This window comes from Streptomyces flavofungini (assembly GCF_030388665.1).
Classification (GTDB): Bacteria; Actinomycetota; Actinomycetes; order Streptomycetales; family Streptomycetaceae; genus Streptomyces; species Streptomyces flavofungini_A.
Genome location: NZ_CP128846.1, coordinates 7,862,671 through 7,877,096, shown reverse-complemented (window position 1 = coordinate 7,877,096; position 14,426 = coordinate 7,862,671). Strand labels below are relative to the sequence as shown.

The following is a 14,426-nucleotide window of genomic DNA, read 5'->3' as shown; positions in this document are numbered from 1 at the left end:
GTGCTACTGGTTGCCGCAGGCGGACATCTCCGGGGTGTCCAGCCAGGGCAGGTCGTGTCCCATGCGGTCGCGCTTCGTGCGCAGGTAGCGCAGATTGTGCTCGCCGACGGTGACCGGCATGGGCTCGCGCGCGGTGACCTTCAGGCCGTGCCGGGCGAGGGCGTCGACCTTGTCCGGGTTGTTGGTGAGGAGCCGCAGGCTGCGGACGCCGAGGTCCTCCAGGATCTGGGCGCCGGCGCCGTAGTCGCGGGCGTCGGCGGGCAGGCCGAGTTCGAGGTTGGCGTCCAGGGTGTCGCTGCCGCGCTCCTGGAGTTCGTAGGCGCGCAGCTTGGACAGCAGTCCGATCCCGCGCCCCTCGTGGCCACGCAGATAGACGACGACACCGCGCCCGGCGTCGGTGACCCGACGCATGGACTCCTCGAGCTGGGGCCCGCAGTCGCAGCGCAGGGAGTGGAAGACGTCGCCGGTCAGGCACTCGGAGTGGATGCGCACGAGGACGTCCTCGCCGGTGGCGATGTCGCCGTGGACGAGCGCCACGTGCTCGACGCCGTCGACGGTGGAGCGGTAGCCGTACGCCGTGAACTCGCCGTAGGACGTGGGCAGTCGGACCTCGGCCTCGCGGCGGACGGTGGGCTCGGCGGTGCGGCGGTAGGCGATCAGGTCCTCGATGGAGATGATCGTCAGGCCGTGCCTGCGGGCGAACGGCACCAGTTCGGGCAGCCGCAGCATCCGGCCGTCCTCACCCGCGATCTCGACGATGGCCCCGGCGGGCCGCAGCCCCGCGAGCCGGGCGAGGTCGACGGCGGCCTCGGTGTGGCCGTCGCGCACGAGGACGCCGCCCGCCTTGGCGCGCAGCGGGAAGATGTGGCCGGGCCGGACGAAGTCGCTCGCTTCGGCCCTGCCGCTCGCGAGGAGCTGGAGGGTGGTGGCGCGGTCGGCGGCGGAGATGCCGGTGGTGACGCCGTGCGCGCCGCTCGCGTCGACGGAGACGGTGAAGGCCGTGCTCATCGACTCGGTGTTGTTCTCGACCATCTGCGGCAGGTGCAGGCGTTCGAGCTCGTCGCTCTCCATGGGCGCGCAGATCAGGCCGCGGCACTCGCTCATCATGAAGGCGACGATCTCGGGGGTGGCCTTCTCGGCGGCGATGACGAGGTCGCCCTCGTTCTCGCGGTCCTCGTCGTCGACGACCACGACCGGGCGTCCTGCCGCGATGTCGCGGATGGCCATCTCCACCGGGTCGAGGGAGAGGTCGAGGGCGAGGTCCTCGGTGCGGCCTGCCGGAGCGGAGGCCGGGCCCGCGGGCGACGGCTCCTTGTCCACGGGCCTGGGAGTGGGCTGAGCGGTCATGCCGGGGCTCCTTCCAGAGCGGGCCGCTGCTGGGTGGCGGGCTGCCGGGAGCGCAGCCACCAGTCGCGCAGGCCCCACAGGACGAGGGCGAGGTAGACGACGTACACGAACCCGGAGAAGGCGAGTCCGCTGGAGAAGGCGAGGGGGACGCCGACGATGTCGACGAGCAGCCAGGCGAACCAGAACTCGACCAGGCCGCGGGCCTGGGCCACCATCGCGGCGAGCGTGCCGACGAAGATGTAGGCGTCGGGCCAGGGGTTCCAGGACAGGTCGGGCACGGCGGTGAAGAGCGCGCCGACGGCGAGGGTGCCGACGGCGGTGCCGGCGAGCAGGACGCCGCGCTCCTTCCAGGTGGCGAAGCGCACGGCGATGGAGCCGTCCTGCGCGGCGCGGCTGCCCCGCGTCCACTGCCGCCAGCCCCACAGGGCGACGCCGATGACGAGGAGCTGCTTGCCGACGCCGCCGGAGAGCTGCGCGGAGGCGTACGCGGCGACGAGGACGACGCCGGACAGGAACTGGGCGGGCCAGGTCCAGACGGAGCGGCGCCAGCCGAGGGCGAGGGCGATCAGGCCGATGCTGTTGCCGACCATGTCGGACCACATGATGTGCTGGCCGAAGGCGGTGAAGGCCTCGGAGTTCAGCCAGTCGAACGTGCTCACTTCGCTGCCTCCGGATCCGGTGCGCCGGTCTCGGCGGCCGTGGCCCACGCGGGCGTCACGGCACCGGCGGCGAGCAGCCGCTCGACGTACTTGGCGATCACGTCGACCTCGAGGTTGACCGGGTCGCCGGGCTGTTTGATGCCGAGCGTGGTCAGGGCGAGGGTCGTCGGGATCAGGCTGATGGTGAAGTGGTCGGCACCGGCGTCGACGACGGTCAGGCTGACGCCGTCGACGGTGATGGAGCCCTTCTCGACGACGTAGCGGGCGAGCCCGTCGGGCAGGGAGATCGTGACGATCTCCCAGTTGTCGGAGGGCTTGCGGTCGACGATGGTGCCCGTGCCGTCGACGTGGCCCTGCACGATGTGGCCGCCCAGGCGGGCGCCGACGGCGGTCGGGCGCTCCAGGTTGACCTTCGAGCCGGGGGCGAGGGCACCGAGGCTGGAGCGGTCGAGCGTCTCGGCCATCACGTCGGCGGTGAACTCGTCGGCCTCGTGCTCGACGACCGTCAGACACACGCCGTTGACGGCGATGGAGTCGCCGTGCTTCGCGCCGTCGGTGACGACGGGGCCGCGCAGCCGGAAGCGGGACGCGTCGCCCAGGTTCTCCACGGCGGTGACTTCGCCCAGCTCTTCGACGATTCCGGTGAACACTCAGTGCTCCTTCGTTCCGGGGCCCGCGACGGTCGCGGTGATACGCAGATCGGGTCCGAGCGCGACGCACTCGCGCACGTCGAGGCGCAACGCCTCGGTGAGGGTGGTGATTCCGCCGCCGGTGAGGGCGGCGGGGCCCGCGCCGAGCAGCGTGGGCGCGAGATAGCCGATGACGCGGTCGACGGCACCGGCGGCCACGAAGGCACCGGCGAGCGTCGGCCCGCCTTCGAGGAGTACGGATCGCACGCCGCGGGCGTGCAGTTCGGCGAGCAGCGCGTCGATGTCGAGGCCTCCCGGGGTGCCCGGGGTGCCGGACTGCCCGGGGCGCGTGGCCGGGGCGTCCGGGCGCTGGGCGCGGTAGGCGCCGCCGCTCGCGGTGAAGCGGTGTTCGAGGCGGCCCTCCTCGTCGTCGGCGTCCGGTCGTCCGGACGGCGGCGGTGCGACCGCTCCGTTCCCGGCCGCGCGCGGGACCCGCTCGACGTACGGAAGGTGGTCGGCGTCCGCGTGCTCGTCGGCGTAGGGCAGGTGCACCGTCTCCACGCCGGGCAGCGGCTCCACGCCCTCCGCGACGGCCACCAGCGTGGGCGCCGCGTCGTCGAGGACCCGGGCGCCGGGCCGCACGGCGGTGCCGTGGGTGTCGACGACGACCCGTAGCGGCTGGGCGGCCCCGTCCGTCAGGAGGGGGCCGCGCACCGCGAGGTGCGGGTCGTCGGCGCGCTGGGTGCCGGAGCCGACGACGACGGCGTCGCACTCGGCGCGCAGGCGGTGCACGTCGGCGCGGGACTCGGCCGAGCTGATCCAGCGGCTGGTGCCGTCGGCGGCGGCGACGCGGCCGTCGAGCGTGGCCGCGTACTTCCAGGTGACGTGGGGGCGGCCGGTGCGGACCGAGGTGAGCCAGGCGGCGTTGACCGTCTGGGCCTCCTCGGCGAGCAGGCCGGACTCGACGTCGACGCCGGCCGCGCGGAGGGTGGCGGCGCCGCCGGTCGCGTCGGGGGTGGGGTCGGCGACGGCGTACACGACGCGGGCGATCCCGGCGTCGAGGAGGGCCTGGGCGCAGGGGCCGGTGCGGCCGGTGTGGTTGCAGGGTTCGAGGGTGACGACGGCGGTGCCGCCGCGGGCCTTCTCGCCGGCCGCGCGCAGGGCGTGCACTTCGGCGTGCGGTCCGCCCGCGCGCTGGTGGTAGCCCTCGCCGACGCTGTCGCCGGTGGCGTCGAGGACGACGCAGCCGACGACGGGGTTGGGGCTCGTGAACCCGAGTCCGCGTGCGGCGAGCGCGACGGCGCGTCGCATGGCGACTGCTTCGGCTGCGGTGGCCACCGGGTCCTCCTGCCTCTTCGGGCACGGACTCCGGGGCTGTCGATGACGACGACACGTACGAGCGGAACACCGGCATGGATCGTCGCCGGGGTCGCCGTACGTCGAAAGAGACCGGTCCCCTGAGGAACCGAGCCAAAGACGACGAGGCGACGCACATGACACATGTGTCTGCTCGCCGCGCACTGCCTCCCATCCGGACTTTCACCGTCGGTCCAGGAGTTTCACCTGGTCAACCGACCGCTGGAGGCGGCCGGGTCGCGGACTTTAACCGCCGGTTCGGAATTGCACCGACCCCGGAGTGCGCTGCTTCTGGTACTCGACCAGTGTGCCACGCCTGGTCACAGCCGTGCAGGGGAGATCCTGTGGGCTGGCTCACAGGCATCCGGCCCCTCCCCCGCCGACTCTCGCACCCCGGTGACCCGACCCCGGAAAGGGATTGGTCCATACCTATTGACGCACTGGTCTAGTCCTCTTAACGTCTGCGTCACTCCGAGGAGAGGCCCGCCCGGTGTGCGCACGCCGTGGGCCGCCGTCCCCGTTCGTTGTGCGACACCGAGCCTCCCCAGGAGGAACCGACGTGCCCACCCCCACCCGAGCGAGAGCCACGCTCCTGGCAGCCGGCGCAGCGGTCGCCGGACTGCTGATGAGCACCCTCGCCGCGACGACCTCGCACGCCGCCGACAACGAGTCCTGCCGCCCCGACGGCCTCTACAAGACCCCCGGCGTGGATGTCCCCTACTGCTCCGTCTACGACGCCGACGGCCGCGAGAAGATGGGCGCCGACCACCAGCGCCGCGTGATCGGCTACTTCACCGGCTGGCGCACCGGCAAGAACGGCGAGCCCGCCTACCTCGCGTCCGACATCCCCTGGGACAAGGTCACCCACCTCAACTACGCCTTCGCGCACATCGGGAGCGACAACAAGATCTCCGTGGGCGGTGACGGCGAGAAGAACGCCGCCACCGGAATGACCTGGCCGGGAGTCGCGGGCGCGGAAATGGACCCCGCGTACTCCTACAAGGGTCACTTCAATCTGCTGAATAAGTTCAAGAAGAAGCACCCGAACGTCAAGACCATGGTCTCCGTGGGCGGTTGGGCCGAGACCGGCGGCTATTTCGGCGACGACGGCAAGCGCGTGAACTCCGGCGGCTTCTACTCGATGGCCACCAAAGCGGACGGCTCGGTGAACCAGGCGGGCATCGAGACCTTCGCGGACTCCACCGTCGCCTTCATCAAGAAGTACGGCTTCAACGGCGTCGACATCGACTACGAATACCCGACGACGATGAAGGACGCGGGCAATCCGCTGGACTGGCAGCTCGCCAACGGCCGCCGCGCGGGCCTGGTCAAGGGCTATGCCGTCCTGATGAAGACGCTGCGCGAGAAGCTGGACAAGGCCGGCGCCGCCGACGGCAAGCACTATCTGCTGACCGTCGCCGCGCCGTCGTCCGGATATCTGCTGCGCGGCATGGAGACGTTCCAGGTCCAGAAGTACCTGGACTACGTCAACATCATGTCGTACGACCTCCACGGCGCCTGGAACGAGTACGTCGGCCCGAACGCCTCCCTCTACGACGACGGGAAGGACGCCGAACTCGCGGCGGCGGGGGTGTACGGCAGCCAGCAGTACGGCGGGATCGGATATCTCAACACCGACTGGGCCTACCACTACTTCCGCGGTTCGATGCCCGCGGGCCGCATCAACATCGGCCTGCCGTATTACACCCGCGGTTTCAAGAACGTGCAGGGCGGCACGGACGGGCTCTGGGGCAAGGCGGCGTCGACCGACTGTCCGGCCGGTTCCGGGCTCACCAAGTGCGGTGACGGTGCCGTCGGCATCGACAACCTGTGGCACGACAAGGACGACAAGGGCAAGGAGTCGCCCGCCGGGTCCAACCCGATGTGGCACGCCAAGAACCTGGAGAAGGGCGTCGTCGGCGACTACGTGACCAAGTACGGCTTCCCCGCCGACACCAAGCTCACCGGCACCTACGCGCGCAAGTACGACTCCAAGCTCGTCGCGCCCTGGCTGTGGAACGCCGACAAGAAGGTCTTCCTGTCCACCGAGGACGAGCAGTCGGTGAAGGCCAAGGCCGACTACGTGGTCGACAAGGGCATCGGCGGCACGATGGTCTGGGAGCTCGCCGGCGACTACGCCTACAACTCCGCCAAGGGCCAGTACGAGATCGGCGACACGCTGACCACCGCGATGTACGACAAGTTCAAGTCGGCGCCCCCGTACGGCGCGAAGGTCGCGGGCAAGGACCTGCCCGCCAAGGCCGTCGACATCGGCGTGGAGTTCGGCGAGTTCAAGCTCGGCGACTCCAACTACCCGATCACGCCCAAGCTGAAGATCACCAACAACACGAAGACCACGCTGCCCGGCGGCACGGAGTTCCAGTTCGACTACGGCACCTCGGCTCCCGCCAACGCCTCCGACCAGTCCGGCTTCGGCACGAAGGTGATCAGCACCGGGCACACCGGCAGCAACGTCGGCGGCCTCAAGGGCGACTTCCACCGGGTCTCGCTGAAGCTGCCGGCCTGGCAGACCCTCGCACCCGGGGCGTCCGTGGACCTGTCGTTCAACTACTACCTGCCGGTGTCGACCCCGTCGAACTGGACCGTGAACATCAGCGGTACGACCTACGGGCTCGCCGGTGACCTGGCACGCGGCACGACCGTCGTCGAGCCGGGCACGGGCACCGGACCCACCGACCCGCCGGACCCGACCGACCCGCCCGGGAAGTGCACCGCGCCCGCGTGGAGCACGTCGTCCGAGTACGGCTCCGGGACGACCGTGTCCCACAAGGCGCACCAGTGGAAGTCGAAGTGGTGGACGAAGGGCGAGGAGCCAGGGACCACCGGCGACTGGGGCGTGTGGCAGGACCTCGGCGCCTGCTGACCCCTCGACGGTGACCGCTCGGCTCCGCGACCCCGCGGTGCCCCGGACGGCTCCCCCCACAAACGCCCGGCGGCGGGTTGACGTGCCCTTGCCTCGCCGCCGGGCTCCCAGCCCGAACGGCCCGGTCCGCCCCCAGCGGCCGGGCCGTTCGGCGTGCCCACCGCCACATCGAGCCCGGGCCGCCCGCGCCCTCCTCACCCCCCAGGCGCGAACAGTTCCTCCTGTGCCGCGTCCCGCGCCGTGAGCAGCGCGCCCCGCAGCACCGCCGCGCCGCCGAGCACGCTGGCCCGGACCTCGGTCGGCAGCGGCGACATCGCGGCCACCCGCTCCCCCACCCGCCCCGCGAGCACCTCGCCGCCCGCGCGCCCCAACTCGCCTCCGAGCACCACGCATCCGGGGTCGAGGACGGCCGCGACGGACGCGGCGCCGATGGCCACGCGGTCGGCGAGGGCGTCGAGGAACGGGGTGTGGGCCGACTCGACGGCGTGGCGGACCAGCGCGGCGGCGGGCAGTTCGGACGGCTCGGGTGTCGCTTTCAGGCCGTGGTCGGCGGCCAGGTCCTCGACCGCGCCCGATCCTGCCAGCGAGTGGAAGCCGCCGTCGCAGGCGGTCGCGGACGGCAGCCCTCCGGTGCCGGGGACGGGCAGGAAGCCGATCTCGCCGGTGCCGCCGGAGGCACCGCGGCGCAGGGTGCCGTCGAGGACGACGGCCGCGCCGGTGCCCGCGCCCAGCCACAGCAGCACGAACGTGTCGCGGTCGTGGGCGGCGCCGTCGCGCTGCTCGGCGCGGGCGGCGAGGTTGGTCTCGTTCTCCATCAGGACGCGGGCGGGCAGCCGTTCGGCGAGGGCGGAGGCCAGGCGCCGGTGCCACGTGGGCAGGCCCGCTGAGTCGCGCAGGTCGCCGGTGGCCGGGTCGATGAGTCCGGGCGCCCCGACGCCCACCGTGTGCAGCCTGCTCGCGCCGCCCGCGCGGGCCGTGCGCTCGACCAGGGCCACGGCCCGCTGCACGGCGCGGCCGGTGCCGGTGCCGGTGTCGATCGGCACGGTCGCCTCGGCCAGGGGCGCGCCGAGCAGGTCGGCCACGACCACGGACACGCTCTCGGTGCGGACGTCGAGGGCGGCCAGGTGGGCCCGGTCGGCGACTATCCCGTAGAGGCGGGCGTTCGGGCCGCGGCGGCGCTCCCCGGTCTCGCCCACCACCGTGATCAGACCGGAGCCCTGGAGGCGCTCGACGAGGTCGGCGACGGAGGGCCGGGACAGGCCGGTGAGCTGCTTCAGCTGTCCCGCCGTCAAGGGCCCCTCGCTCTGCAGCAGGCGCAGCGCGAGCCGGTCGTTGATGGCCCGAGCGGTGCTCGGAGATGCGGGCATGGCGGGATCCTTCCACAGCGCTCCCGTCGGTCCGCCCTCCGCCGGACAGAGGCCGCTTTCGGACGCGCGCGATATTCGGTTCCCCGGCCCTCTTCTATCAGGCAGGGTTCCTGATAGTTTACTGCGGCGATCCCGAACGGGACCGTGGAGGGGTGGAGCGGATGAGTGAGCAGAGCCAAGTGGGGCATGGGAAGCGGGAGTTGAGCCGGGCCCGGATCGCCGTCGCGGTGATCTTCTGCGTGCACGGCTCCGTCGCCGGTTCGTTCGCGACCCGGGTGCCGTGGATCCAGGACCACGCGGACATCAGCGCGGGCCTGCTCGGCCTCGCGCTCGCCTTCCCCGCGATCGGCGCCTCCGTGGCCATGCCGCTCGCGGGCTGGGTGAGCCACCGCTTCGGCGCCCGTACGGCCCTGCGCGGGCTGCTCGCCCTGTGGACCCTCGCGCTCACCCTGCCGTCGCTCGCGCCGAACCTGGTCACGCTCTGCGCGGCCCTGTTCGTGTACGGCGCGACGTCGGGCATGGCGGACGTCGCCATGAACGCCCTCGGCGTCGAGATCGAGCACCGCATGGACAAGTCCATCATGTCCGGCCTGCACGGCATGTGGAGCGCGGGCGCCCTGATCGGCTCGGCGGGCGGCACGGTCGCCGCGCATCTGCACGTCGACGCCCGCGTGCACCATGTCTTCGCCGCCGCGGTGCTCACCGTGCTCGGTCTGATCGCCTGCCAGGGCGTGCTCGACCTGCGCAGCGCGCCCGAGGAGGAGGCGCCGCCGCGGTTCGCGCTGCCGCCGAAGTCGGCGCTGCTCATCGGCGCGGTCGGCTTCTGCGCGGTGTTCGCGGAGGGCGCGAGCCTGGACTGGTCGGCGGTGTACCTCAAGGACGTGCTCGACTCCTCCGCGGGCCTTGCCGCCGCGTGCACCACCGGCTTCACGCTCACCATGGCCATCGCGCGGTTCGCGGGCGACAAGGTGGTCGACCGGTTCGGCGCGGTCCGCACGGTGCGGGCGGGCGGGGCGTGCGCGGCGCTCGGCGGACTGCTCGTGGTGACGGCGCAGCACGCAGCGATGGCCATGAGCGGGTTCGCGCTCATGGGTCTCGGCATCGCGGTCGTCGTCCCGCTGGCGTTCGCCGCGGCCGGGCGCAGCGGCCCGAACCCGAGCCAGGCCATCGCGGGCGTCGCGACCATCACCTACACCTCCAGCCTCGTCGCCCCTTCGGCGATCGGCGCACTCGCCGACGCGACCAGTCTGGTGGCGTCCTTCTGCCTGGTCACGGCGCTGGCCTGCGGTCTGATGGCGTTCGCGGGGGTGCTGCGGACGGAGGGCCGCCCGGCGCCGTCGGTACGGGCCGGTTCGGCGGAGGCGCAGGCGGCACCGGCGGACCGCAAGTCCTGACGGGGCTACGAGCCCCGCTCCCCCACCGTCCGGCCCGCCCCTCACCCCGCGATCGAGTCCAACTGCTCGGCCGCCGGGCGCAGCTCCCACAGGTCCCCGCCGGGCGGCCGCTCCAGCTTCGGCACCGCGGCCTTCGCGGCGGCCGAGCCCGCGTCGGCGGCGGCCCGCACGACGTCGCTCGCCGCGTACCGCAGGAACTGGAGCTCCGGGTGCGGCCACTTCGCGGCACCCGTCGCGGCGGGCAGCAGGTAGTCGACCGCCTTGACGAGGCTCTGCCCGTCCGGGCCCCGGTATTTCCACAGGTCCACCCCGACGTGCCTGCCGATGTCGGCGAGGCGGGTGTACGCCACCAGGTCGAAGGTCGAGTAGTGCCAGCTGCGGCTGCGGGTGAGCTCCTGCGGCTGGCTGCCGTCGGGGGCGATCTGCGGGTCGATGCGCTGGGCGCGGGCGTTCAGGACGGTCCTGCGGGCCAGCGTCTTGTCGCCGTTCGCGTAGGCGAGGGCGGCGAGCTGCATGTCGTAGAAGGTGCCGTGGTTGTTCTTCGCGGCGGCCTCGTCCTTGCCGAACCGGCTGTCCGTCAGCCACTTCTGGAAGCTCTTGGTCCAGGAGCGCATCGTCGTGCGGTCGGCGGACGTCCAGCCCGGCGCGCCCGTGTCGAGGATCGCGAGGGCGTCCACGACGGAGGTGTAGGACTGCGAGAAGTCGATGATGCCGATGGCGCGGCCGTCGTACTTGCAGGGGATGAACTGCCCGTGGTTCAGGTTCGGATTCATCCGCGTCGCCGGGTCGAGGAACCAGGTGCGCAGGATTTTCGCGGCGTGCCGTGCGTACCTCCGGTCGCCCGTGTAGTACCAGGCGAGTGACAACTCGTAGGTCGAGTCGAAGACGTTCTCCACGTCGCGGCGGTCGGTGCCGGTGTCGACCTCCGGGTTGCGCTCGCCGTCGCGCTGCTCGTACGGGCAGCCCCAGGGGTTGTCGGGGGTCTTGGGCTCGGTCGGCCACCAGTAGGGGGCCTGGCTCAGGTAGTCGTGGGGGTCGCCGCTCGGCGCGGGCTTCGGCTTGTCGACGACCGTCCAGGGGCCCTTGCCGAGCCACTTGTCCGCGCGTGCCGTCAAGTGGCCGAGGGCCTCGCGGAGTCGGGGGTCGCCCCGGTCGAGCCGCCGCTTGGCGGCGGCCAGGCGCCTGCCGTCCAGGACGGCGGTGTCGGGGGCCTTGACCTTCGCGGCCTTCGCGGCCGCGGCCTTCGGAGGCGGGCCCTGCGCCGGAGCGGCCGGCAGGGCCGTCGCCAGGACGGCGGCGACGGCGACCGTGGCGGTGAACAGGGCGCCGATGCGGGTACGGGCGCTCATCACGCTCCCATCAGATATGTGAACTCCGTTCAGTGACTTGGCCATGTCAACGTACCGGAAGCGCGCCGGAAAGGAACCACTCTTACGTCGCACTAACATGTCGACGCTGATCGTCGACATGACGACACGGCTCGTCCCTGCGAGGACACCGCTCGTCCCCGCGCACAGAAAGCGAACTCACCATGGACCTCGGCGTGCGCTGGAGACTGCACGGCGACGGGCGCACCCCCGCGCCCGGAGCCGTCGTCCGCCCCGATGAACGGCTCTCCTGGCCCCGCACCTTCGGGCTCGGCGCCCAGCACGTGGTGGCGATGTTCGGGGCGTCGTTCGTCGCGCCGGTCCTGATGGGCCTCGACCCGAACCTCGCGATCATGATGTCGGGCGTCGCGACGGTCATCTTCCTGCTCGCCACCCGCGGCCGGGTGCCCAGCTACCTCGGCTGCTCCCTGTCCTTCGTGGGCGTGGCCGCGGTGATCCGGGCGCAGGGCGGGTCGAGCGCGACGGTCACGGGCGCGGTGCTCGTGGTCGGCGCGGCGCTGTTCGTCGTGGGGCTCGCGGTGCAGCGGTTCGGCGCCCGGATCATCCACGCCGCGATGCCGCCGATCGTCACGGGCGCGGTGGTGATGCTGATCGGCTTCAACCTGGCGCCGGTCACGGCCGCGACCTACTGGCCGCAGGACCAGTGGACCGCGCTGTGCGTGATGCTGTTCACCGGTCTGGCCGTGGTGTGCCTGCGCGGATTCTGGTCGCGGGTCGCGATCTTCCTGGGCCTGATCTTCGGATACGCGCTGTCCTGGGTGCTCGACTCCGTCTTCGGGAAGATCCACTCGCAGGACGGCTCCGGCCAGGTCACCGACCACTGGCGCCTGGACCTCTCGGCGGTCGGGAACGCGGACTGGATCGGCCTGCCGTCCTTCCACGGCCCGAGCTTCGAGTGGTCGGCGATCCTGGTGGCGCTGCCCGTCGTGATCGCGCTGGTCGCGGAGAACGCCGGGCACGTCAAGGCCGTCGGCGAGATGACCGGCGACCCCCTGGACGACAAGCTCGGCACCGCGATCTCCGCGGACGGCGCCGCGTCGGTGCTCTCCACCGCGGTCGGCGGCCCGCCCAACACGACGTACTCCGAGAACATCGGCGTGATGGCCGCGACCCGCGTCTACTCCACCGCCGCGTACTGGGCGGCCGCCGCCTTCGCCCTGCTCTTCGGCCTGTGCCCGAAGTTCGGCGCCGTGGTGGCCGCGATCCCCGGCGGCGTCCTCGGCGGCATCACCGTCATCCTGTACGGCATGATCGGGCTGCTCGGCGCGCAGATCTGGATCAACGCCGATGTGGACCTGCGCAATCCGCTGAACCTGGTCCCGGCGGCGGCGGGCATCATCATCGGCGTCGGCAACGTCTCGCTGAAGTTCACCGACAACTTCTCGCTCAGCGGCATCGCGCTCGGCACGATCGTCGTCATCACCGGCTACCACGTGCTGCGGGCGTTCGCCCCCGCCCACCTCAAGTCCCAGGAACCGCTGCTCGATTCGGGCACGTCCACGTACGACGACGGGGACGACAAGCGGGACGGGACCGGCACGGACGCCCCGCACGACGGAGGCGACACGCACAAGGACTCGGACGCGTTCCCTCGTTCTGGGTAAGCCCGCGCCCGGCGTGCCCGCGCGCCGCGCCGGGGCTGGGACCCTGCCCGCATGGCCCAGTCCGAGCGGATCGCCGAGCGCGCCCACCCCGTGCGCGCGGGCAGCGGAACCGGCCGCCTCACCGACGGCGGCATCGACGGCGTCCTCGCGCGGATGCGCGCCCTCGACGCCCTGTGGCCGCGCCGCGACGGCGTCGCCGTCTTCAACCGCGTGTATCTGGTTGTCACCCAGGAGGTCGGCCGGACCGTCGCCGCGGGCGGGTTCCCCGACGCGACGGCGGCGGTGACCCTGGACGTCCGCTTCGCCGAGCGCTATCTGCGGGCCGTGGACACCGCCGCGGCCGACGGGTGCCCGCCCGCGTGCTGGCGCCCCCTCTTCCAGCTGCGCCGCCACCCCGGCGTGCGCGGCCTGCAGTTCGCGCTCGCGGGCATCAACGCCCACATCGGCCACGACCTGGCCCTCGCCGTCGTGGACACCTGCCACAGCCTCGGCTGCGCGCCGCCCGACCTGGAGGACGAGTTCGACCGCGTGGGCGACATCCTGGTCTCGCTGGAGGAACGCATCCGCGAGGACCTGATGCCGGGCCCCGACCTGTTCCAGGTCGCCGACCCCCTCACCCACCTGCTCGGCTCCTGGAGCCTGGACCGCGCCCGCGACGGCGCGTGGTCGGCGGCGCGCGCCCTGTGGGCGCTGCGCGACTTCCCCGGCGTGGCGGAGGAGATGCGGGCGCGCCTGGACGACACGGTGGGCCTGGTGGGGCGGATGCTGCTCACGCCTCTGCCGGACTGATCCCGCGCCGGGCTAGCGTGTCCGGGACCCGTACCGCCCCGGACCCCCAGGAGCTGTCGTGCCCTCTTGCCGACTCGGCCTCGGCCTGCCGCAGATGAAGCACTTCGCCGTCGGACGCGATGTCGCGCGGGTGGCGCGTGCCGCCGAGGAGACCGGGTTCGACAGCCTCTGGGTCTTCGAGCGCGTCCTGTTCCCCGATCCCCCGACACAGGGCCTGTGGGGCATCCCCGGCAGGCCCTGGCCCGACACCTACCGCTCGGTCGCCGACCCCCTGGTCACGCTCACCCTCGCCGCCGCCGTCACCGAGCGGGTGCGCCTCGGCACCAGCGTCCTGGTGGCGCCGCTGCACGTGCCGTTCCAACTGGCCCGCTCCCTGGCCTCGTTGGACGCGGCGAGCGGCGGCCGGGTGGTCGCGGGCCTCGGCACGGGCTGGTCCATCGACGAGTACGCGGCGGCGTCCGTCGCGCCCTACGAACGGCGTGGCGAGGTCCTCGACGAGACGCTCGACGTGTGCCGGGCCGTGTGGGGCCCGGACCCGGTCGCGTACGAGGGGACCAAGGGGACTCGGACGACGATCGTCCCGTCCGAGGTGGGGCCGAAGCCGGCCCGCCCGATCCCCGTCCTGCTGCCCGCCAACAGCCCGCGGGCCGCCCGCAGGCTCGTGGACCGCGCCGACGGCTGGATGCCGGGCGCGGCGGGCCCCGCGCGCCTCGCCGAGGAGTGGCGGCGGCTCACCGACCTGGCCGCCGAACGCGGTCGCACCGCCCCGATCCAGAGCGTCCTGCGCGCGAACGCGCGCTTCACGTCGAAGCCGTACGACGGCCCCGACCGCGCCCCCTTCCGGGGCAACGCGGAGCAGATCGCCGAGGACCTGGTGGCACACGCGGCCGTCGGCGTGGAGGAGATCCTCGTCGACCTCCAGGCGGGCGTGCGGGACGCCCTGGAGCTGACCGACGTGGCCGCCGCGGTGCACGCGGCGGCCAGGGAGGCGGGCCTCTGAGGGCTCCCC

General features: G+C 72.6%; 11 protein-coding genes and 1 riboswitch. Of the genes, 5 read left to right on the top strand and 6 right to left on the bottom strand.

Features of this window, described 5'->3' with window-relative positions:
* Positions 1-3 precede the first annotated feature (3 nt).
* Genes QUY26_RS33915 through ribD form a run of 4 tightly spaced genes read right to left on the bottom strand, consistent with a single transcriptional unit; the run spans position 4 to position 3,973 of the window.
* Positions 4-1,347: a bifunctional 3,4-dihydroxy-2-butanone-4-phosphate synthase/GTP cyclohydrolase II gene (locus QUY26_RS33915; RefSeq protein WP_289953545.1), complete on the bottom strand. Its 1,344-nt coding sequence runs from the start codon at positions 1,345-1,347 to the stop codon at positions 4-6.
* Entirely contained in the window at positions 1,344-2,006 is a 663-nt protein-coding gene (locus QUY26_RS33910; RefSeq protein ID WP_289953544.1) for a nicotinamide mononucleotide transporter family protein, read from the bottom strand. The genes QUY26_RS33915 and QUY26_RS33910 overlap by 4 nt, the downstream gene beginning before the upstream one ends.
* Positions 2,003-2,656 carry a riboflavin synthase gene (locus QUY26_RS33905; protein WP_289953543.1) on the bottom strand — a complete coding sequence of 218 codons (654 nt, stop codon included), beginning with the start codon at positions 2,654-2,656 and terminating at the stop codon, positions 2,003-2,005. The genes QUY26_RS33910 and QUY26_RS33905 overlap by 4 nt, the downstream gene beginning before the upstream one ends.
* Positions 2,657-3,973 (bottom strand): bifunctional diaminohydroxyphosphoribosylaminopyrimidine deaminase/5-amino-6-(5-phosphoribosylamino)uracil reductase RibD, encoded by a 1,317-nt coding sequence (ribD, locus tag QUY26_RS33900; protein ID WP_289953542.1) that lies wholly within the window; start codon positions 3,971-3,973, stop codon positions 2,657-2,659. It lies immediately after the preceding gene.
* Between the two features lie 175 nt (positions 3,974-4,148).
* Positions 4,149-4,279: riboswitch (FMN riboswitch) on the bottom strand.
* Between the two features lie 271 nt (positions 4,280-4,550).
* Between ribD and QUY26_RS33895 the strand changes: the two genes are divergently transcribed.
* A complete protein-coding gene (locus tag QUY26_RS33895) occupies positions 4,551-6,875 on the top strand; it encodes a chitinase C-terminal domain-containing protein (RefSeq protein WP_289953541.1) in 2,325 nt (774 codons plus the stop codon).
* A gap of 194 nt (positions 6,876-7,069) precedes the next feature.
* Here QUY26_RS33895 and QUY26_RS33890 read toward each other — a convergent pair whose 3' ends face one another.
* On the bottom strand, positions 7,070-8,242 hold the full coding sequence (locus QUY26_RS33890) for an ROK family transcriptional regulator (RefSeq protein WP_289953540.1): 1,173 nt from the start codon (positions 8,240-8,242) through the stop codon (positions 7,070-7,072).
* Between the two features lie 161 nt (positions 8,243-8,403).
* Here QUY26_RS33890 and QUY26_RS33885 point away from each other — a divergent pair, with 161 nt between their 5' ends.
* The gene (locus QUY26_RS33885; protein WP_289953539.1) at positions 8,404-9,636 is read left to right on the top strand and encodes an MFS transporter; all 1,233 of its coding nucleotides are present in this window, start codon (positions 8,404-8,406) and stop codon (positions 9,634-9,636) included.
* 41 nt (positions 9,637-9,677) lie between these two features.
* Here QUY26_RS33885 and QUY26_RS33880 read toward each other — a convergent pair whose 3' ends face one another.
* A complete protein-coding gene (locus QUY26_RS33880; protein ID WP_289953538.1) occupies positions 9,678-10,985 on the bottom strand; it encodes an alginate lyase family protein in 1,308 nt (435 codons plus the stop codon).
* Positions 10,986-11,167: 182 nt separating this feature from the next.
* On the opposite strand from QUY26_RS33880, the gene QUY26_RS33875 reads away from it, so the two are divergent.
* The 3 genes from QUY26_RS33875 to QUY26_RS33865 all read left to right on the top strand — a co-directional run bounded on the left by QUY26_RS33875 (position 11,168) and on the right by QUY26_RS33865 (position 14,417).
* A complete protein-coding gene (locus tag QUY26_RS33875) occupies positions 11,168-12,628 on the top strand; it encodes a uracil-xanthine permease family protein (RefSeq protein WP_289953537.1) in 1,461 nt (486 codons plus the stop codon).
* Positions 12,629-12,679: 51 nt separating this feature from the next.
* Positions 12,680-13,417: a DUF5995 family protein gene (locus tag QUY26_RS33870; RefSeq protein ID WP_289953536.1), complete on the top strand. Its 738-nt coding sequence runs from the start codon at positions 12,680-12,682 to the stop codon at positions 13,415-13,417.
* Between the two features lie 94 nt (positions 13,418-13,511).
* A complete protein-coding gene (locus QUY26_RS33865) occupies positions 13,512-14,417 on the top strand; it encodes an LLM class F420-dependent oxidoreductase (protein ID WP_289956266.1) in 906 nt (301 codons plus the stop codon).
* The last annotated feature ends 9 nt before the right edge of the window (positions 14,418-14,426 follow it).

Bases quoted from the DNA above. Each gene is read 5' to 3' on its own strand.
- QUY26_RS33890 (WP_289953540.1), bottom strand. From the start codon at position 8,242: ATGCCCGCATCTCCGAGCACCGCTCGGGCCATCAACGACCGGCTCGCG.
- QUY26_RS33870 (WP_289953536.1), top strand. From the start codon at position 12,680: ATGGCCCAGTCCGAGCGGATCGCCGAGCGCGCCCACCCCGTGCGCGCG.
- QUY26_RS33880 (WP_289953538.1), bottom strand. From the start codon at position 10,985: ATGAGCGCCCGTACCCGCATCGGCGCCCTGTTCACCGCCACGGTCGCC.
- QUY26_RS33915 (WP_289953545.1), bottom strand. From the start codon at position 1,347: ATGACCGCTCAGCCCACTCCCAGGCCCGTGGACAAGGAGCCGTCGCCC.
- QUY26_RS33885 (WP_289953539.1), top strand. From the start codon at position 8,404: ATGAGTGAGCAGAGCCAAGTGGGGCATGGGAAGCGGGAGTTGAGCCGG.
- QUY26_RS33875 (WP_289953537.1), top strand. From the start codon at position 11,168: ATGGACCTCGGCGTGCGCTGGAGACTGCACGGCGACGGGCGCACCCCC.
- QUY26_RS33865 (WP_289956266.1), top strand. From the start codon at position 13,512: ATGAAGCACTTCGCCGTCGGACGCGATGTCGCGCGGGTGGCGCGTGCC.